Annotated in this window: 18 protein-coding genes; 11 read left to right on the forward strand and 7 right to left on the reverse strand. The window is 58.4% G+C overall.

Annotation, left to right across the window (positions count from 1 at the left end; all coding sequences use genetic code 11):
* Positions 1-52 precede the first annotated feature (52 nt).
* Positions 53-526, reverse strand: a complete 474-nt coding sequence (gene greB / locus AFK66_RS00680; protein WP_004385524.1) for a transcription elongation factor GreB — start codon at positions 524-526, stop codon at positions 53-55.
* Between the two features lie 297 nt (positions 527-823).
* Between greB and ompR the strand changes: the two genes are divergently transcribed.
* Both ompR and envZ read left to right on the forward strand, forming a co-directional pair.
* Complete coding sequence (gene ompR, locus AFK66_RS00685) at positions 824-1,543, forward strand: osmolarity response regulator transcription factor OmpR (RefSeq protein ID WP_004385525.1); 720 nt, start codon at positions 824-826, stop codon at positions 1,541-1,543.
* On the forward strand, positions 1,540-2,886 hold the full coding sequence (gene envZ, locus AFK66_RS00690) for a two-component system sensor histidine kinase EnvZ (protein WP_007778787.1): 1,347 nt from the start codon (positions 1,540-1,542) through the stop codon (positions 2,884-2,886). Before ompR ends, envZ begins: the two co-directional genes overlap by 4 nt.
* Positions 2,887-2,946: 60 nt before the next feature.
* Here the strand turns inward: envZ and pckA are convergent, their stop codons facing one another.
* Positions 2,947-4,566, reverse strand: a complete 1,620-nt coding sequence (gene pckA, locus AFK66_RS00695; RefSeq protein ID WP_007778784.1) for a phosphoenolpyruvate carboxykinase (ATP) — start codon at positions 4,564-4,566, stop codon at positions 2,947-2,949.
* A gap of 428 nt (positions 4,567-4,994) precedes the next feature.
* Here pckA and AFK66_RS00700 point away from each other — a divergent pair, with 428 nt between their 5' ends.
* Positions 4,995-6,683, forward strand: coding sequence for a DUF4153 domain-containing protein (locus AFK66_RS00700; protein WP_007778779.1), 1,689 nt, complete (start codon positions 4,995-4,997; stop codon positions 6,681-6,683).
* A 47-nt stretch (positions 6,684-6,730) separates the two neighbouring features.
* Here AFK66_RS00700 and hslO read toward each other — a convergent pair whose 3' ends face one another.
* From hslO to AFK66_RS00720, 4 genes are all read right to left on the reverse strand, one after another.
* Positions 6,731-7,609 carry an Hsp33 family molecular chaperone HslO gene (gene hslO / locus AFK66_RS00705; RefSeq protein ID WP_007778775.1) on the reverse strand — a complete coding sequence of 293 codons (879 nt, stop codon included), beginning with the start codon at positions 7,607-7,609 and terminating at the stop codon, positions 6,731-6,733.
* Between the two features lie 23 nt (positions 7,610-7,632).
* A complete protein-coding gene (gene hslR / locus AFK66_RS00710; RefSeq protein WP_004385531.1) occupies positions 7,633-8,034 on the reverse strand; it encodes a ribosome-associated heat shock protein Hsp15 in 402 nt (133 codons plus the stop codon).
* Positions 8,034-8,714 (reverse strand): GMP/IMP nucleotidase, encoded by a 681-nt coding sequence (yrfG, locus tag AFK66_RS00715; RefSeq protein WP_007702677.1) that lies wholly within the window; start codon positions 8,712-8,714, stop codon positions 8,034-8,036. Before yrfG ends, hslR begins: the two co-directional genes overlap by 1 nt.
* Positions 8,715-8,776: 62 nt before the next feature.
* Entirely contained in the window at positions 8,777-10,915 is a 2,139-nt protein-coding gene (locus tag AFK66_RS00720) for an intracellular growth attenuator family protein (RefSeq protein WP_007778770.1), read from the reverse strand.
* A gap of 336 nt (positions 10,916-11,251) precedes the next feature.
* Between AFK66_RS00720 and nudE the strand changes: the two genes are divergently transcribed.
* Positions 11,252-11,812 (forward strand): ADP compounds hydrolase NudE, encoded by a 561-nt coding sequence (nudE, locus tag AFK66_RS00725; RefSeq protein WP_032969048.1) that lies wholly within the window; start codon positions 11,252-11,254, stop codon positions 11,810-11,812.
* 87 nt (positions 11,813-11,899) lie between these two features.
* Here nudE and mrcA read toward each other — a convergent pair whose 3' ends face one another.
* Entirely contained in the window at positions 11,900-14,452 is a 2,553-nt protein-coding gene (gene mrcA, locus AFK66_RS00730) for a peptidoglycan glycosyltransferase/peptidoglycan DD-transpeptidase MrcA (protein WP_007797065.1), read from the reverse strand.
* 119 nt (positions 14,453-14,571) lie between these two features.
* On the opposite strand from mrcA, the gene AFK66_RS00735 reads away from it, so the two are divergent.
* The 7 genes from AFK66_RS00735 (at position 14,572) to aroB (ending at position 19,886) form a co-directional block, all read left to right on the forward strand.
* On the forward strand, positions 14,572-15,354 hold the full coding sequence (locus AFK66_RS00735; protein WP_023897854.1) for a type IV pilus biogenesis protein PilM: 783 nt from the start codon (positions 14,572-14,574) through the stop codon (positions 15,352-15,354).
* Positions 15,351-15,905 carry a PilN domain-containing protein gene (locus AFK66_RS00740; protein ID WP_007774968.1) on the forward strand — a complete coding sequence of 185 codons (555 nt, stop codon included), beginning with the start codon at positions 15,351-15,353 and terminating at the stop codon, positions 15,903-15,905. The genes AFK66_RS00735 and AFK66_RS00740 overlap by 4 nt, the downstream gene beginning before the upstream one ends.
* Positions 15,889-16,365, forward strand: a complete 477-nt coding sequence (locus tag AFK66_RS00745; protein WP_007774971.1) for a HofO family protein — start codon at positions 15,889-15,891, stop codon at positions 16,363-16,365. The genes AFK66_RS00740 and AFK66_RS00745 overlap by 17 nt, the downstream gene beginning before the upstream one ends.
* 19 nt (positions 16,366-16,384) lie before the next feature.
* A complete protein-coding gene (locus tag AFK66_RS00750) occupies positions 16,385-16,765 on the forward strand; it encodes a HofP DNA utilization family protein (protein WP_007774973.1) in 381 nt (126 codons plus the stop codon).
* Complete coding sequence (hofQ, locus tag AFK66_RS00755) at positions 16,677-17,927, forward strand: DNA uptake porin HofQ (RefSeq protein WP_071602981.1); 1,251 nt, start codon at positions 16,677-16,679, stop codon at positions 17,925-17,927. Before AFK66_RS00750 ends, hofQ begins: the two co-directional genes overlap by 89 nt.
* A gap of 294 nt (positions 17,928-18,221) precedes the next feature.
* On the forward strand, positions 18,222-18,743 hold the full coding sequence (gene aroK / locus AFK66_RS00760) for a shikimate kinase AroK (RefSeq protein WP_032968189.1): 522 nt from the start codon (positions 18,222-18,224) through the stop codon (positions 18,741-18,743).
* 54 nt (positions 18,744-18,797) lie between these two features.
* Positions 18,798-19,886 (forward strand): 3-dehydroquinate synthase, encoded by a 1,089-nt coding sequence (gene aroB, locus AFK66_RS00765; protein ID WP_004386574.1) that lies wholly within the window; start codon positions 18,798-18,800, stop codon positions 19,884-19,886.
* Positions 19,887-19,956 lie beyond the last annotated feature (70 nt).

The raw sequence follows: 19,956 nt of genomic DNA on the forward strand, positions 1-19,956 counted from the left end.
AATGCCAGCCGTAGCCGCGCCCGTGGCGGGTTTCGGAGCTATCCGCAAAGGGCTACTTTACATACTCAATGGCGTTTACATACCAGGTGGCTTCGCCGCCCGGCGTCTGGACGGTCGCCACGTCGCCTTCCTCTTTTTTGAGCAGCGCGCGGGCCATAGGGGAATCGATGGAGATGTAATCTTTGCGCCCGAAAATCTCGTCATAGCCGACGATACGAAAACGCTTCACATCGCCGTCGTCGTTTTCCACCTCAACCCAGGCGCCGAAAAAGACTTTGCCTTCCTGCTGCGGTGAATAATCGACGATTTTCAGGTTCTCAAGGCATTTAGTGAGATAGCGCACGCGGCGGTCGATTTCGCGCAGGCGCTTTTTGTTGTACTGGTAATCGGCGTTCTCACTGCGATCGCCGAGGCTTGCCGCCCAGGTCACTTTTTTGGTGACTTCGGGCCGCTCCTCGCGCCACAGATAGTCGAGTTCTTTTTTGAGTTTTTCGTAGCCTTCGCGGGTAATTAACGGCGTTTTCATCGGCTGGCCTTCGCTGAGAATTTTAACGTCCGTACCTTAGCGGGCGCGCTGGCGAATGTGAAGTGCGGCCAGCATACGAAATGCGCCAGTTCGTTTATGATGAAAGCTGAGGTTAGCAGCGTCGTCAGATCGCCTTCTGGCGATACGTCGGTTTTGTGATGAAAAATGAAGATAAGCTGCTGTTAAATATGCTTTGTAACAATTTCGACTACAATATATACCAGATTTAACTCACCGGCTGACGCACACTTTTTTAGAATGGCGTTACAACTGTTTGAGCCTTTGGGAGTAAACACAATGCAGGAAAATTACAAGATTCTGGTGGTGGATGACGATATGCGCCTGCGCGCGCTGCTTGAGCGTTACCTCACCGAGCAGGGCTTCCAGGTGCGCAGCGTGGCAAACGCCGAACAGATGGACCGCCTGCTGACCCGCGAGTCCTTCCACCTGATGGTGCTTGATCTGATGCTTCCTGGTGAAGACGGGCTTTCTATCTGCCGCCGTCTGCGCAGCCAGAGCAACCCGATGCCTATCATCATGGTCACCGCGAAAGGCGAAGAGGTCGATCGTATCGTGGGGCTGGAAATCGGCGCCGATGACTACATTCCTAAACCGTTCAACCCGCGTGAACTGCTGGCCCGCATCCGCGCGGTTCTGCGCCGTCAGGCCAACGAACTGCCGGGCGCGCCGTCGCAGGAAGAAGCTATTATCGCCTTCGGGAAATTTAAGCTTAATCTTGGTACCCGCGAGATGTTCCGTGAAGATGAGCCGATGCCGCTCACCAGCGGTGAATTCGCCGTCCTGAAAGCGCTGGTCAGCCACCCGCGCGAGCCGCTGTCGCGCGATAAGCTGATGAACCTGGCGCGCGGGCGTGAATACTCCGCGATGGAGCGCTCCATCGACGTGCAGATCTCCCGTCTGCGCCGCATGGTGGAAGAAGATCCGGCGCATCCGCGCTATATCCAGACCGTCTGGGGCCTGGGCTACGTCTTTGTGCCGGACGGCGCTAAAGCATGAGGAAGCTGCGCTTCTCGCCCCGCAGTTCTTTTGCCCGCACGCTGCTTCTTATCGTCACCCTGCTGTTCGCAAGCCTGGTGACGACATACCTGGTGGTGCTTAACTTCGCCATCCTGCCGAGCCTCCAGCAGTTTAATAAAGTCCTGGCCTACGAAGTGCGTATGCTGATGACCGATAAACTGCAGCTGGAGGACGGGACGCAGCTGGTGGTGCCGCCGGCGTTTCGTCGGGAGATCTACCGCGAGCTGGGGATTTCGCTCTATGCCAACGAGGCGGCGGAAGAGGCGGGTTTGCGCTGGGCGCAGCATTATGAGTTTTTAAGCCAGCAGATGGCGCAGCAGCTTGGCGGCCCGACGGAAGTGCGCGTCGAGGTCAATAAAAGCTCGCCGGTGGTGTGGCTGAAAACCTGGCTGTCGCCCAACATCTGGGTGCGCGTACCGCTCACTGAAATCCATCAGGGCGATTTCTCGCCGCTGTTCCGCTATACGCTCGCGATCATGCTGCTGGCGATTGGCGGTGCCTGGCTGTTTATCCGTATTCAGAACCGGCCGTTGGTGGAGCTGGAGCACGCCGCGCTGCAGGTGGGTAAAGGCATTATTCCGCCGCCGCTGCGCGAATATGGCGCTTCCGAAGTGCGCTCGGTGACCCGCGCGTTTAACCATATGGCGGCAGGCGTGAAGCAACTGGCGGACGACCGCACGCTGCTGATGGCGGGCGTCAGCCATGACTTACGCACGCCACTGACGCGAATTCGTCTGGCGACGGAGATGATGAGCGAAGGCGACGGCTACCTGGCCGAATCTATCAATAAAGATATTGAAGAGTGCAACGACATCATCGAGCAGTTTATCGACTACCTGCGTACCGGGCAGGAGATGCCGCTGGAAACCGCCGATCTTAACGCGGTGCTGGGCGAGGTGATCGCCTCGGAAAGCGGCTATGAGCGCGAGATAGAAACGGCGCTGCAAAGCGGCGAGATCCCGCTGCGCATTCATCCGCTGTCCATTAAGCGTGCCGTGGCGAATATGGTGGTTAACGCCGCGCGCTACGGCAACGGCTGGATCAAAGTGAGTAGCGGCACGGAACTCAACCGCGCCTGGTTTCAGGTGGAAGATGACGGGCCGGGTATTGAGCCTGCCCAGCTCAAACATCTGCTGCAGCCGTTTGTGCGCGGCGACAGCGCCCGCAGCACCAGCGGCACCGGGCTGGGGCTCGCGATTGTGCAGCGTATTATCGACAATCACCATGGCCTGCTGGATATCGGCAAGAGCGAGCGCGGTGGGTTACGCATTCGCGCCTGGCTGCCGGTGCCGGTGGGTACGGCGGTGGTTAAAAACAGCTAATTTTCTCTCGTCACGCCATAAAAAAACGGCTCCTTTACGGAGCCGTTTTTATTCAACCTGTTAGCGTTGCGGGCCTGCGCTCACCAGCGCGGCGCCGGCAGGCGTGTCGGTGTATTTCTCAAAGTTGCTGATGAAGAGCTGCGCCAGCTGCTGCGCTTTCTCCTGCCACTGTTCCGGCGAGGCGTAGGTGTTGCGCGGGTCGAGAATGCGCTCGTCGACGCCCGGCAGGCTGGTCGGAATCGCCAGATTAAACAGCGGCAGCGTAAAGGTTTCCGCGTCGTCCAGCGAGCCGTTGAGGATGGCGTCTATAATCGCGCGCGTATCCTTAATGGAGATGCGTTTGCCGGTGCCGTTCCAGCCGGTATTGACCAGATACGCCTGCGCGCCCGCCGCCTGCATGCGTGTTACCAGCACTTCGGAGTATTGCGTCGGGTGAAGCATCAGGAAGGCCGCGCCAAAACAGGCGGAGAATGTCGGCGTCGGCTCGGTCACGCCGCGCTCGGTGCCCGCGAGTTTCGCCGTAAAGCCCGAGAGGAAGTGATACTGCGTCTGGCTGGCCGTCAGGCGCGATACCGGCGGCAGAACGCCAAACGCATCGGCGGTCAGGAAGATAACTTTGGTCGCGTGGCCCGCTTTCGACACCGGCTTCACGATGTTGTCGATGTGATAAATCGGGTAGGAGACGCGGGTGTTTTCGGTTTTAGAGGCGTCGTCGAAATCGATGCTGCCGTCGTCACGCACGGTGACGTTTTCCAGCAGCGCGTCGCGGCGAATGGCGTGATAAATATCCGGTTCGGCTTCTTCGGAGAGGCGAATGGTTTTGGCATAGCAGCCGCCTTCGAAGTTAAACACGCCGTCATCGTCCCAGCCGTGCTCGTCATCGCCGATAAGACGGCGTTTCGGATCGGTGGAAAGCGTCGTTTTGCCGGTGCCGGAGAGGCCAAAGAATACCGCCACATCGCCTTTTTCACCGACGTTCGCCGAGCAGTGCATCGAGGCGATGCCTTTCAGCGGCAGCAGGTAGTTCATAATCGAGAACATGCCTTTTTTCATCTCGCCGCCGTACCAGGTGCCGCCAATCAGCTGCATCCGTTCGGTCAGGTTAAAGGCTACAAAGTTCTCAGAATTCAGCCCCTGCGCCTGCCAGTCCGGGTTCGTGCACTTCGCGCCGTTCATCACGATGAAATCCGGCTCGAAGCCTTCCAGTTCATCATCGGACGGGCGAATAAACATGTTTTTAACGAAATGCGCCTGCCAGGCCACTTCGGTAATAAAACGCACCGACAGGCGGCTGTCCGGGTTAGCGCCACAGAAGGCGTCGATGATGAAAAGACGTTTACCGGAGAGCTGCTGCGTCACCAGGCCTTTCAGATGCTGCCAGGTTTCCGGCGTCAGCGGTTTGTTGTCGTTTTTGCCTTTGCCGTTATCGGACCACCACAGCGTATCGCGCGTGGTGTCGTCGCGAACGATGTATTTATCCTTCGGCGAACGGCCGGTAAAAATGCCCGTGTCGACGGCGACCGCACCCAGATTTGTCAGCACCCCGCGCTCGTAACCCTCAAGCGACGGGTCAAGCTCTTCGCGATAAAGGGTGTCGTAATCGGGGTTATAAACCACCTCCTGGACGTCGTTGATACCGTAAGCCTTGAGATCCTGCGGGGTTATGCCTGTAACTCGCATTTCACTGCTCCTTAGCCAATTTATACTATCTGAAAGTGTAGGGTCATTCTGGAGACGTTAACCGCGACAGGCTTCATAGATTTACGTTACTGATGGGTTGCCAGGCGCGCCATAGTGGAAAATTCTGTGAGACCGGTCACGACGGGTTTCAGAGTATGGCAACATTTTATCTGTGTACGCGTTAATTGTTCCGAATATGTTATAAAAGCCACCCGTTAAACCCGCACTTTGTGACTGTAAGCGCTTTCCTGAAGAAAATTATCTTTTCTGTGAAAACCAAAACCGGCGGGGGATCGCACAGGATAAACGGACTTTTGCGGATACGCGTCCGGCTCTGGCCTGCGAAACGCGTCTTTTCCCACTTCACGCTCACTTCACGCAGGCGCGTTATCTTCACCGCGTGAATGCGTTTTTAAAGGATTATCGTCATGTCTGAACTTCATCCTCTGGCACCCGCGACGCGCTGGGGTATTGTGATTATTGCCGCGCTCTGCGGCCTGCTGATGTTTTTAACCGGCCCGCATAGCCTGATAGCGATGAGCCAGGGATCGGCGCTGGTGCTGCACTCGCTGGCCATCACACTCTGCGCGAGTGTGGCGCTGGCGGCGACTCGCCTGCGCGCGCCGCGTTTCTGGTGGATGACGGGCGCGCTGCTGGCGCTGGTGGGCGTGATGTCGGGCTGGATGCGCTGGTCTGTTACGGGCGTCGATGAGCTGGACACGAGTGAGATGATCGCGACCTGGTATTTTCATCTGGCGGCCACGCTCTTTATGGCGCTGCCCTGGGTTCAGCGAGGCACTGCGTCCGGCGAACCCGTTTCACGCCGTCTGGCGCTGTGGAATAACGGCGTCGCGCTGCTGCTGGCGCTGGCGCTCGCCGGTGTGTTCTGGGGCGTGCTGCTGCTGTGGGCGAAACTCTTTAACGCGGTGGATATCCGCTTCTTTGACGTTCTGTTTTTCGACACGCCGCTCTTTGTTTATGTCATGGCGACGGTTTCCGGGGCGGTATGCTTGCTGCTGTGCCGCAGCCAGACGCGCATCACCGAGGCGCTGATTCGCTTTCTGACGCTGGTGGCATCCGGCCTGCTGCCGCTCGCCGCGCTTATCGCGCTGCTGTTTCTCGCGACGCTGCCGTTTGTTGGCCTGATCGGCCTTGCGGCGCGCACCTCCTGTAACGCGCTGCTGAATACGCTGGCGCTGGTCTTGCTCGCGCTTTCCGGGCTGGCCTGCGCGCCGTCACCGCATAAAGCGCTGCGTCTGCTGAACAGCGCCGGGATTATCGTCACACCGCTTTTCTCGGCGCTCGCCGGCTGGTCGCTATGGCTGCGCGTGCAGCAATATGGCTGGACGCCGTGGCGCGTCTACGCGGCGCTTATTACAGCGACGGTGCTGTGCTGGGCGGTGTGCGCCACGCTGCGGGCGATTAGCCGTATGAAGGGCGATGAACCGGCAGGCGATCGCGGTGGTCGTGTTGTCATACTCTTCTCGCTCGCGTTGCTGGTTTTAAGCCATACGCCAGTGCTCGACCCGTGGCGCATCAGCGTTGAGAGCCAGATGGCGCGTTATGAGAGCGGGGCGCAAAAGGCCGACCTGATGAGCCTCTATATGCTGCAACACGCCGGACGCCGCGGCCAGGCGGCACTCAATGAGCTTCGCCATAACCCGGCTTTTATGGCCGATAAAGAGAATCGTCAGGCGCTGCGCGATCTACTGGACAGCGATTCGACCGTGGCTGACGACGACCTGCGCGACGCCATTACGCTTGCCGCAGGCGCGCAGGCTCCTGAGCAGAGCTGGTGGCAGTGGGTGCGCAAAGAAGACACCTACAGCGTGCGCGGCTGTTTATATGAGAAGGGCAGTTGCGTTGTGGCGGCGCTCGATTTGAATCATGACGGGCAAAACGAAGTGCTGCTGTGCAGTAGCGACACCCGAAGCTGTAGCGTCACGATGCGTGAGAACGGCCAGTGGCGGCAGGCAGGCTGGAGCCAGGAGATTCCCGGCAGTCTGACGCGCGAGAAATTCGACAAGGCGCTGCGCGAAAATCAGATCAAAGGAAAAGAGAAAACCTGGCAGGATGTGGAAATCGGTGGGGTAAGAATTCCGATCAACTATCAGTAAGCGTAAAAAAACGCTTCCCGCCAGGCGGCGGGAAGCGTCAGCAGGCTTTAGTGTACCTGCGGATCGGCCGGGGAGGCGTTTTTACGGATCCCGGCGATATCCATCGCGTCGAAAACATAGTGAGTGCCGCAGTAATCGCAGTGCATATCCACTTCGCCATCTTCTTCCAGAATCTGCGCGACTTCTTCATCCGGCAGCGTGCGGAGCGCATCGGCGCAGCGCTCGCGCGAGCAGGTGCATTTGAACTCCACCGCCTGCGGATCGTAAACGGTCACTTCTTCTTCGTGGTAGAGACGCCACAGCACATCGTTGGCGGGCAGCGTAAACAGCTCATCCGCTTTGATGGTTTCGGTCAGCGTCGCCAGATGATTGAAATCATCCGTCTGGGCGTCCTGCGCCGGCAGCACCTGCAACAGCATGCCGCCTGCGGCAGGCTGGCCCTGCGCTTCGCCAGTACGGATAAACAGGCGGGTCGGCAGCTGTTCGGAGCGCATGAAGTAATCTTCCAGACACGCGGCCAGCGTATCGCCTTCCAGACCGACGACACCCTGATAGCGCTCGCCTTCTTCCGGCGTAATGGTAATGACCAGATAGCCGTTGCCGACCAGCGTTTTCAGGTCGGCGTCCGCCGGAACATCGCCCTGCACGCGCGCGACGCCGCGCATCTGCTGGCGGTTGTTGCCGTTAATCACGGCGAGCGTCATCGGGCCGTCGCCCTGCAACTGAACGGTGATATCGCCCGCGAATTTTAGCGTCGCGGTCAGCAGGCTGGTGGCGACCAGCAGCTCGCCGAGCAGGGTTTTAACCGGCATCGGATAGTCATGGTTTTCAAGGATCTGTTTCCAGGTTTCTGAAACCGTCACCAGTTCGCCGCGCACGGCATAATTTTCAAAAAGATAGCGGTGTAGTTGGTCGTGTTGAGCCATTATTCTCTCTCCTGGCGTGACGGTTATTCGCTGTCGCCAAATTTAAATTTGATCAGATCGCGGCGCTCTTTTTTATCCGGGCGGCGATCCGGATGCGGCATGGAAAGGGCGTTGAGTTTACGCGCCAGCGCGAGTTTTTCGCGCTTTTCGATACTTTCTGCCGTCTCTTCGTACAGCAGTACCGCCTCGCTTGCCGGTCGTCGCTGATCGGTAATGCCTTTTACCACCAGCGTGCGTTCATCGTTTCCCTGGCGCAGCGTTAACACCGCGTTCGGTTCGATAATTTTACTCGGTCTGGTCCGTTGCCCGTTGTAGTGCACCTTGCCGCCTTCGATCATCTCGCGGGCCAGCGTGCGGGTTTTATAGAAGCGCGCCGCCCAGAGCCATTTGTCCAGGCGAACCCCTTCGGTGGATTTCTCTTTCATCACGACTCCTCGGTTTGCAGCGAGGGGATCAGACGCCGGTAATCGCCAAGCGCCGGGTGGCGCTGATAGCTTTTATCCGCAACGCCTGAATCGGGATTGGTGACGCCAAGACAGTAGCGAATACCAAACCGCGCGGCGGCATCGAGAATCGGCTCGCTGTCGTCGATAAACAGCGTGCGCGACTTATCAAGGCCGGTGTGCCGGGCAACGGCCTGCCATAACCGCTGATCCTCTTTTGGATAACCAAATGTGTGGGTGGAAAGTAATAAATCAAGGTGCTGAGCAAGCCCGGTATGCTCAAGCTTGACCGCCAGATTATGCGGATGCGCGTTAGTCAGCAAAATACGCCGCTTGCCGCAGGCCTTCAGCGCGTCGAGAAACGGCACGGTATCTTCACGTATCAGCGCGCGCGGCCCTTGCTCTGTCGTCATGGCGCAGATATCGAGCCCCAGGCGCTCGCTCCAGTAATCCAGACAGTACCAGTTTAGCGTATGCTGCACGGCGTGATATTCGGCGCGGATATGATTGTGGGCGTCATCCAGCGAGATGCCGCGTTGCTGGCTTAACGTTTCAGGCACCAGCTTCTGCCAGAAAAAGGTGTCGAACGCCAGGTCCAGCAGCGTGCCGTCCATGTCCAGCAGAACGGTATCAACCTCCTGCCAGGCGATATCAATAGTCATGGGAACTCCCGCCTGAGGAAAAAGGGGCGACAGATTACCATAAACCTGTCGCCGCCGGATTATCAGAACAGGGGGCGAATGTCCGCAGAAGGGACCAGTTGCGGGTTGAAGCAGTTTTCGTAGTAGCGCTGGATTTCTTCGATACGGGTGCGGCTGCGCTGCCAGCGGCGCAGCGCGACGACGCCGTTATAGAGCGCGCAGATAAGCATCACCAGCATCAGGAGTGTGGTGCCGAAATAGCGCCACAACCCGGCGCTGTCCGGGATGCTGCTGAGCGTCACATGCTGCGTGCCGTTGGCGTCGGTGCGCAGGCTGGTGACGACGCCTTCCGCGTGGAACGGCGTCTGCATCAGCATACCCGCCAGCCGCTGAAACTCTTTCCACTGCTCCTGCGGCGGCAAATCATACAGCGATGTCGGCGGCAGCGGCTGATTTACCATATCTTTGCCTTCGTCGCTGATAATCATAAAGCCGCCCGGCGGCGGGCTGTTCAGCGACTGCGCGGCGCGGCTGGTTTCACGCACAAAGAACGGCGCGGTGGAGGCAACCACCAGATTATCGAGCGACTCGGCGCTGACCGGGCGCAGCAGGACGTTAATGCCGTCGAGCTTGCCTTCGCTGGCGCGTTTCACGAGCGACGGCCAGTCTTTCGTGTTGCCAAGGTTCACCAGCGCGTTTTTGAGCCTGACGCACTCTTCTTCGCCGGTACACAGCGCTTCGGTTTTCAGCACGATCTCCGCGAAATCATCCAGCAGCACCATGCCCGATTTCTGAATCGCCGACGCCAGTTGCGGGTTGATTTTGGTGTCGCCTTCCTGCGGATGCAGCTGGCGGTTAACCGCATCTGCCAGCGCCGTCGCTTTAGTCACCGTGTCGGATTCCGGCAGCGGCAGCGGGCTTGCGTTATTCCAGAGAATTTGCGAGCAGTCGAACGGCATAAACGGGTAGTTCTGGCGGGTGGTATAGCGCCCCGGCAGATGGATATTACACATGCCTGTGCCGTTAATCCGTAGCGTGTCGCCAACGCGCAGGCCAGCTTCTTCAAGCTGCGCGACGCTTGTCGCTTCGACCGTTTGCGCGCCTTTGAGCCAGGAAAGCGTCAGCTTAAACGGCATATCGAGCGGCACCCAGATGGTCAGGAGCAGCAGCACCAGCAGCGCGCCCGCGCCGATCACCGCGCTGCGCAGCCAGTGCTGGAGCGGAAAATGTTTTACTTCGTCATGCAGCGACAGAAAACGGCCCTGGCGCACGACATGCCTGTCCATGTAGATATCGATATCCGTTTTCTGGCCTAAATCATGCGCGATAAACGGCTGCCAGTGCGGCGGATAGATAAGGTCGATAATGCCGAGCGAAATATTATTGAGCTGTTCCTGATTGGTTTCGCCAAACAGGCCCCAGCGTTTGGGCGTGCCGCGCAGACAGTGAATTTCGCGCAGCGCCGTTTTCGCCGGCGGCGCATACAGCCCCCACAGGCCCGCGCCCAGCAGCAGAATCGCGCCGCCAGCCAGCCAGGGCAGCATCATTGGCGGTGTGACGAGGCAGAGGAAAAAGAGCACAAACGCGGCGCAAATCAGCAGCGCCTCGCGCAGCCCGTCCGGGCGTCCGAGCGCGTGCTCTTCCTGCGTCTCCTGACGAATATTCAGCAGTTCAATCTGTTCGCTCTCTTCGCCACGAATAGACGCCAGGCCGGACGCCGGGCCTTCCAGCACGTAGCCGCGGGCTTCATGCACATGTTCCTGAATGGAATGACCATTCAGCGAGATAACCAGTGGCAATGTCGCGGTGCGGATAAGCTCGACGCTATTGTCGTCAGTGATGTATTGCTCACAGAAGGGCGGCAGATGTACTTCTACCGAATCCAGGTAGTAGCGCCATTTGTTCGGATCGTCCGATGAGAGGCCGTAGCGGGTGATCGCCCGGCGTATGCAGTAGACGGTGCCGCTTTGCGGCGTCAGCGTTAACCGGACTGGCGGCTTAATCGCGCCGGTCGGCGTCGGTGAATCCTGAAAACGCGAGAGCGTTTCCAGATAGCTTTCGATGGCGCTACGCTCTTCACTGCTGAGTTTACGGGTGGTGGCGCCAGCAAAGACCTGGGCGGGTAAACGAGGATGACGGGGGCGAATTTTGCGCTTTATCCACCAGCCTGCAATGACGATGCAGGCCAGCATAGCAGCGACTAAAATCAACAAGGTGCTCATGCTTTCCCCATCAAATCACGGTACTCGATGCAAATGTAAACAAGTATTGCCTGTGCAACATTAAGGCAGAACAATGAACAAAAATCGACAGGTATGAGTTCAATTTGAGTGAAATTATTTGAGGCATACCAGCGGTAAATCAATGTTAGCAAAGCGGGAAGCGTGGAAATATCAGCAAATTCTTATTTTAAATTCAACCTCTTGACATAAATGGGTATTTAGGTTTTACGTGCGCGTGAAGTTGCATAAATGTAAATAAAAAACGATTCACATTGCCCGAACCGTGCGGTGTGTCGCACAATGAGCAAAGATATGGTTACCCGGTGGCCGGTTAATATGAATAAACCTCTGCAAAAACCCACTATTTTAAATATTGAAACGGTCGCCCGTTCGCGTCTTTTCAGCGTTGAGCAGGTGAGCCTCGCCTTCAGCAATGGCGAGCAGCGCGTCTATGAGCGTATGCGTCCTTCGGAGCGCGAGGCGGTGATGATCGTGCCCATTATTGACGATCATCTGATCTTAATCCGTGAATATGCTGTCGGCACCGAATCCTACGAGCTGGGCTTTTCCAAAGGGCTTATCGATCCGGGTGAAAATATTTACGAAGCGGCCAACCGCGAATTAAAAGAGGAAGTCGGCTTTGGCGCGAATCAACTGACGTTCCTGAAAAAACTCACCATGGCGCCGTCCTATTTCTCCAGCAGAATGAATATTCTGGTAGCGGAAGATCTCTACCCGGAAACGTTGCAGGGCGACGAGCCGGAGCCGCTGATTCAGGAGCGCTGGCCGCTCGCGCATATGATGGATCTGCTGGAAGATCCTGATTTCAGCGAAGCCCGCAACGTCAGCGCGCTGTTCCTGGTGCGCGAATGGCTGAAGATGCACGGCAGGCTGTAATCGCCTCACAAAAAACGCCCGGCAAAGGGCGTTTTCATCAGCGTGATACGTAAAAAAACGCCCCATGACGGGGCGTTTGTTGTTTTATCAGAACAGCTCGTGGGTTTCCCCGTTATCGATAATCGTCGTGCCGACTTCATGCACCGCCTGCTGGGTCGGCTGCGTGCCTTCGATAAAGTACTCTTCACGGCTGTTGCCGCCATTCGCCAGCTGGCCAGTGCTGCGGTCGATATTAACCGTCACGATGCCCGGCGGCGGCGTTAACGGCTCTTCCGGCACGCCTTCCAGCGCGGCCTTCATATACGCATCCCACGCAGGCTGCGCGCTTTTCGCGCCACCCTCATAGCCAGAGATCTGGTCTTTAATCGCACCCGAGGCCGTGGTGCGGCCGAGATCGCGGCGGTGATCGTCAAAGCCAATCCACACAGACGTCACCACGCCCGGACCATAACCGGAGAACCAGGCGTCTTTTGAGCTGTTGGTCGTACCGGTTTTACCGCCGATATCGCGACGTTTGAGATCGCGTCCGGCGCGCCAGCCTGTTCCCTGCCAGCCCGGTTCGCCGAAGATATTGCTGTTCAGCGCGCTTTTAATCAAAAACGACAGCGGCGTGCTGATGACGTGCGGCGCATACTGCGGCGCCGGGCTTTGCGCCACCAGATCGCGGTTCGCCTGCTCAAGCTGCGGCATCGGCACCGGCGCGTTCTGCTGTTCGGCAGAGGTGGCGACGTTTTCCACGTCTTTGTTTTCCAGCACGTTTGATTTCGGCGTTTCCCCGTAAATCACCGGGATATCGCAATCCGGGCAGGCGATTTTCGGCTTCGCCTCAAACAGCGGTTCGCCCTGAACGTTGGTAATTTTGCTGATAAACCACGGATCTACCAAAAAGCCGCCGTTCGCCATCACCGCATAGCCGCGCGCAACCTGCAGCGGCGTGAAGGACGCGGAGCCGAGCGCCAGCGATTCGGTATGCACGATATTCTGCGCCGGGAAGCCGAAACGCTGGAGATATTCCGCCGCGTAATCGACGCCCATCGCGCGCATGGCGCGAACCATCACCACGTTTTTCGACTGGCCCAGGCCCTGGCGCAGACGAATTGGCCCGGCATATTCCGGCGGAGAGTTCTTCGGACGCCAGTCAGAGCCTGCACCCGCATCCCAGCGGGAGATCGGCACGTCGTTCAGAATGCTCGCGAGCGTCAGGCCCTTGTCCATCGCCGCCGTATACAGGAACGGCTTAATGTTCGAGCCGACCTGGCGCAGCGCCTGGGTCGCGCGGTTGAATTTGCTCTGGTTGAAATCAAAGCCGCCCACCAGCGCCAGTATCGAACCATCTTTCGGGTTAATGGAGACCAGCGCTGAGTTGACATCCGGCACCTGCGCGAGCCACCAGCTGTCATCGACCTTACGCACCCAAATCTGCTGGCCCGCCTGCAACACGTCGGTGACGCGGCGCGGCGTCGGGCCCTGCGCGGTATCAGAGCGGTAAGGACGCGCCCAGCGCACGCCGTCCATCTTCAGCGACACCGAGGAGTTGTCGGCAAGCAGCGCCGTCGCTTCGTCAGGATTCGCCGAGGTGACCACCGCAGGCAGCAGCGGCCCGTAAGTCGGCAGATTTTTCAGCGAGTCGGTGATTTTCTTGCTATCCCACGCCATCTCGCCCACGCGCCATAGCACGTTAGACGGGCCGCGATAACCGTGGCGCATGTCGTAATCCAGCACATTGTCGCGAACTGCTTTTTGCGCGGCCTGCTGAATGCGGCGGGTAATCGTGGTGTAAACCTTATAACCGTCCTCGTAGGCATTTTCGCCGTAACGGCTGATCATCTCCTGACGCACCATTTCCGTCAGGTAGGGTGCGGAAAACGCGATTTCCGGCGCGTGATAATTAGCGTCAATCGTTTCGCTGCGGGCATCGTCATACTGCGACTGGCTGATATAGCCCTCGCTCAGCATACGAGAGAGTACGACGTTGCGGCGCGCGGTGGCGCGCTCAAGGGAGTAGAGCGGGTTGAACGTCGATGGCGCTTTCGGCAGGCCAGCGATAACGGCGATTTCGCTTAAGGAGAGCTGATCCACCGTTTTGCCGAAATAGACCTGCGCGGCGGCACCCACGCCGTAGGCGCGATAGCCGAGGTAAATCTTGTTCAGGTAAAGCTCAAGGATCTCATCTTTCGTCAGCAGTTGCTCAATACGCACCGCGAGAAAGGCTTCCTTGATTTTACGCATCAGGGTGCGTTCCGGGCTTAAGAAGAAGTTACGCGCCAGCTGCTGCGTAATGGTACTCGCGCCCTGTGAGGCGTGACCGGAGAAGAGCGCCACACTCGCAGCACGGAAAATCCCGATCGGATCGACGCCGTGGTGATCGTAAAAGCGACTGTCTTCCGTGGCGATAAACGCTTTGACCATTTCCGGCGGGATCTGATTGAGCGTCAGCGGGATACGGCGCTTTTCGCCGTACTGCGCGATCAGCTCGCCGTCAGCGCTATAGATCTGCATAGGAATTTGCAGCCGCACATCTTTCAGCGTGGCGACGTCAGGTAACTGCGGCTCAATAAATTTATACAGGCCGTATATCGAGCCGGCTCCCAGCAGAATGCAAAAGACTGCAAGGAAGAATAAATACTTTACGAACTTCACCGAGGATTTCCCATTTAGTTTCTGTTGGGCAGTTTATAAACAACCGCGCGGTAGTATAAAGGCAAGCCTGAAGCATTGATATGGCATTTTCATTTTGCGCGACAGGGAGAACGTCAAAAATGATCGTCGGGAAATGGCAGATAGGCTTGCATATTCAATCAGATAGCATCGTTGCCGTGGCGCTGGTGCGAAAGCAAGGCGGCTGGCGACAGCAGCGCTGGTGGATGCTTCCGCTGGCCCCTCATCAAGATGGCGAACAGCGCCGCCAGGCGTTAATTGAGGCGCTGACGCCGTGGCGCGCGCAGCTGCCGCGCTATTCTTCCATCCGGCTCGGGTTCCCGGCGCAGCGCACGCTACAGCGGGAACTTCCCCGGCCTGCGACCACGCTGTGCGAACCGGAATGCGAAGCCTGGCTTGGGGCCGTGGCCGCCCGGCAGCTCTCTCTGCCGCCCGACGCGCTGGCGTTTGATTATGCCGAACGCCAGGACGGCTATGCCGTAACCGCCGCGCGCGCTGCGGAGGTGGCCGAACTGATGGCGTGCGCCCGCGCGCTGCGCTTTACGCCCGCCGCGCTGACGCCGGATGCAAGCGCGCTGGCCTGCCTCTTGCCATATACCGATGATGCCTGTCAGGCCATTGTGGCGCAGGCGGGCGCGCAGTGGCTGTGGGCGACCCGTGAACGCTGGGGCGTCTGTACGACGCCTGGCGTGGAAGGGCTAATGTCTCTTGGCGCGCAACTTGGCGTACAGGCGCAGGAGATCGCGCTGTGCGGCGCGTCCCTGGAAGCGGGCGGCTGGCAGCCGTTCGATCCCTGGCAGGTGATCACCTGGCCCTGCCTGCCAAAGCCCGAGGAGACCGGCCGTTTCGCCGTCGCGCTTGGGCTGGCGCTGGGAGCGGCGTGATGAAACGGCACATTAATCTTCTGCCGTGGCGGCATATCAGGCGGCGCACGCGGCTGATGCGCTGGGGCGGCTTTTTTCTTCTCGCGGTGCTGGCGGTTGTGCTCGCCGTTGTGGCCGGTCACTACGTCATCAAACATCAGCAGCGGGCGCTGCAGCAACAGCTTGATGCCCTGCTTACCACGCTGACGGCGCAGAAATCACGGCTGCGAGAGGCGCAGCTCGCTGCGGCGGAGTATGAGGCATTACGCGTGCGCTGGCAGCGTCGCGAAAGCGACCGTCAGGAGGTCGCGGCATGGCAGCAGCGTCTGCTGAGGCTCGCCGACGCCCTGCCAGCATCATTATGGCTCACCACGCTGCGTTTTCATGACGATCGTCTGGAGCTTACCGGCAACGCGTATGAGCCGCAGGCGCTCAGCCTCTTTGAGGAAAACTTGCGAGCGCTTGCGCCTTTTACGCGGATAACGCCGGGTGAAACGCGCCGGGAGGCGGAGGGCTACTGGCACTTCACGCTTTCATTGCAAAAGGAGCAGGTCGATGCGGCTTCTCATTGATCGCTGGCTTTCCGGCCCGCTGGCGCTGCGCGCCGCGTGCGCTTGTGGCTGGCTGGCACTGCTGGCAGCGGCGGCTTACGCATGGCTGGCACCACTTTTACGCGATGTTAATCAGATGAAAATGCAATTTCGACAGCAGGCGGTTGAACTGCAAGCGCTACAGCGACGGCAGGCCGCGCAACCTGATCGGCGAGACGCCATCACAGCGCTTGAGGCGCAGCTTGTTCTTAAGCCGTTTTCACCGCTGACGCTCAACCCCGGCCCGGACGGGCACCTTATCCGCTGGCAACCGCAAGGCGAGACGGGTGAGCTGGAACTGGCGCTGACGTGGCCGCATGTGCAAGCGGTTTTCGAATCGCTCGCGCAAACCGACATGCTGGCGCACGGGTTTACGCTGCGTCGTGAGAGCGAACAGCGCCTACGCATGACGCTACAGCTGGAGCGCGCCCATGAGAAGTAGCGCGCTATGGATCTTACTGATGCTGGCGAGCTGCCCGGTCTGGGCCGGGCGTGACCCTTTTGCACCGCCGCAGGCGCGCTGTCAGCTGCATCAGGCCGATCTCTGGCGCTATGGCGGCATGGTGAAAAGGGGCGAGGCAGTGCGGGTGCTTTTGCAGACGCCGGAGAAAACGTGGCTGCGCGTCAGCCCCGGCGCGACACTCCCGACAGGCTGGAAGCTTACTGGCGTCGAGGCCAGTAAGGTGACGTTAACAAGTGGCGACGGGTGTCGCCCTTCGGTTCTGGTATGGACACTTAAGGATGCGCATCATGATAAGGAAATCCCTTCCTTTATTATTACTCGCGGCGACAACCGCCTGCGCCGCGCCCGCGAGCCCGGGCGTCTCGCTGGTGGCGGATGAAACGCCGGTCGTCCAGCTCTTGCAGGCGCTGGCTGAAAGCGAGCAGTTAAATCTGGTGGTCGCGCCGGGTGTGGAGGGTGTCGTCTCTTTGCATTTGCAGGACGTGCCCTGGCAGCAGGCGTTTCAGATGGTGACGGAGAGCGCGCGGTTGCGCTGGAGTAAAGAACGCAACATTTTGCGCGTCTTCCCTGAAAGCTGGGAGCAGCAAAATCAGGCGCAGCGCGACGCGGCTCGCCAGCAGCAGGAACGTAACCTGCCTCTGGCGAGTGAAACCCTCACGCTCCGCTATGCCGAGGCGACAGAGCTTGCCACAGCAATGGCGGCGCTCGGCGATAAGCTGATGACGCCGCGCGGTAGCGTCACGGTGGACAAGCGCACTAACCGGCTGCTGATACGCGATACCGCAAGCGCTTTGCGTCAGGTGCAGGAGTGGGTCTCGAAAATGGATATCCCGGTAGGTCAGGTGGAACTGGCCGCGCATATTGTCACCATTAACCAGCAGAGCCTGCGTGAGCTTGGCGTCAAGTGGAGTACCGCGGATGCCGACGGCCCCACGACGCTCTATCACCCGACCACCATTTCCGCGGATCTGGCGGTGGCGAACGCCACCACGCGGCTTGGTTTTAATATCGGGCGGATCGACGGGCGCATGCTGGAGTTTGAGCTTTCGGCGCTGGAGCAAAAACAGAAGGTAGAGATTATCGCGAGCCCCCGGCTGTTAGCGGCACATCAACAGCCAGCCAGCATTAAGCAGGGCAGTGAAATTCCGTATCAGGTGTCGAGCGGCGAAAGCGGGGCGACGTCAGTGGAGTTCAAAGAAGCGGTGCTCGGCATGGAAGTGACCCCTACTATTGGGCAGGGCGGACGTATTAAGCTTAAGCTGCGCATCAGTCAGAATATGCCGGGCCAGGCGCTGCAGCAGGCCGATGGCGAAGTGTTAGCCATTGATAAACAAGAAATCGAAACGCAGGTTGAAGTGAAAGACGGCGAAACGCTGGCACTTGGCGGAATTTTCCAGCAAAAAAATAAAGCGGGGAATGAACAGGTGCCTGTTTTGGGAAATATTCCGCTCCTCGGGAGCCTGTTTCGCCACGACGGTAAAGATAACGAAAAACGTGAACTGGTGGTGTTTATTACGCCGCGCATTGTTAATGGCGCATGAGTACACAGGCGTTTTTCGCCATTATCGTCGCCGGATGTTTGACGCAGGGGTGGAATTAGCATACAAGGAGTACCGATTTGAGAGTCGGTCAAAGGCGGTGCATCCGTTGTTGTTTTTTCACTCCTGTGCGTCAGACGCGGTGATTTATTCGGTTGCCAAACTACCTTGAGTGTTGAGATAATTTTTGATCTGACTCTCGCACTATCGCTTAAGAGGTTTCAGTTCATTTCCCGCAGCTCAGGGTTATTGCACGCGGGTTTATCATCAACGAATTGTCTTAGTAGTACCGAAAAAATGGCAGAGAAACGCAATATCTTTCTGGTTGGGCCTATGGGTGCTGGCAAAAGCACTATTGGGCGTCAGTTAGCACAACAGCTCAACATGGAATTTTACGACTCCGATCAGGAGATCGAAAAACGTACCGGAGCTGATGTCGGCTGGGTCTTCGATGTAGAAGGCGAAGAAGGTTTCCGCGATCGCGAAGAAAAAGTCATCAATGAACTGACGGAAAAACAGGGTATTATACTGGCGACCGGCGGTGGCTCTGTCAAATCCCGCGAAACCCGCAATCGTCTCTCCGCGCGTGGCGTGGTGGTCTATCTGGAAACCACTATCGAAAAGCAGCTCGCCCGTACTCAGCGCGATAAAAAACGCCCGCTGTTGCAGGTTGATACGCCGCCGCGTGAAGTGCTCGAGGCGCTCGCTAACGAACGTAATCCGCTGTACGAAGAGATTGCCGACGTCACCATCCGTACTGACGATCAGAGCGCAAAAGTCGTGGCTAACCAGATTATCCATATGCTGGAAAACAACTAATTCCGGCGAATCCTTACTCACCTGCGGGTAAAGCACAGAAGGTTACTGAACGTCATGGAGAGGTTAACGGTTACTCTCGGGGAACGTAGTTACCCTATCACCATCGCAGCCGGATTGTTCAACGATCCGGCTTCCTTTTGGCCTTTGCGTGCAGGTGATCAGACCATGCTGGTCACCAATGAAACGCTGGCACCGCTGTGGCTGGATAAAGTCCGTTCCGCGCTGGAGCAGGCTGGCGTGAAGGTTGACCAGGTCATTTTGCCCGACGGCGAGCAGTATAAAAGCCTGGCGGTGCTGGAAACCGTGTTCAGCGCGCTGCTGGAAAAACCGCATGGCCGCGATACCACGCTTATCGCGCTGGGCGGCGGCGTTATCGGCGATCTCACCGGTTTTGCCGCGGCGTGCTATCAGCGCGGTGTGCGCTTCATCCAGGTGCCGACCACGTTGCTTTCGCAGGTCGATTCCTCCGTTGGCGGCAAAACTGCCGTAAACCATCCGCTTGGCAAGAACATGATAGGCGCCTTCTGGCAGCCCGCTTCCGTGGTGGTCGATCTCGACTGTCTGCAAACCCTGCCTGCGCGTGAGCTGGCCTCCGGGCTCGCGGAAGTCATCAAATACGGCATCATCCTCGACCGCGATTTCTTCCTGTGGCTGGAGGAGAATATTGACGCGCTGTTGGCACTCGACGGCGCGGCGATGGCGTACTGCATTCGCCGCTGTTGCGAGATCAAAGCCGATGTCGTCGCGGCGGACGAGCGCGAAAGCGGCATGCGCGCGTTGTTAAACCTGGGCCATACTTTTGGTCACGCGATCGAAGCGGAAATGGGTTACGGCAACTGGCTGCATGGCGAAGCGGTCGCCGCGGGGATGGTGATGGCGGCGCGTGCCGCCGAGCGTCTCGGCCAGTTTGAGACGCAGGATGTCGAGCGCATTATCGCGCTGCTCAAGCGCGCGGGTCTGCCGGTCACCGGCCCTGAATCCATGCCGCCGCAGGCGTATCTGCCGCACATGATGCGCGATAAAAAAGTTCTGGCTGGCGAGTTGCGCTTAGTGCTGCCGCTGGCTATCGGGAAGAGTGAAGTGCGCGGCGGAGTGCCGCACGATCTGGTTTTAAGCGCGATTGCTGATTGTCAGCAGGCGTGAATGAAAAGTACTGTTCGCCAGTCAATGGCGTTTTTACTATCGGGCAATAGCGTGGCGCAGGCCGCAATGA

This window comes from Cronobacter malonaticus LMG 23826, from assembly GCF_001277215.2.
Taxonomy (GTDB): Bacteria; Pseudomonadota; Gammaproteobacteria; order Enterobacterales; family Enterobacteriaceae; genus Cronobacter; species Cronobacter malonaticus.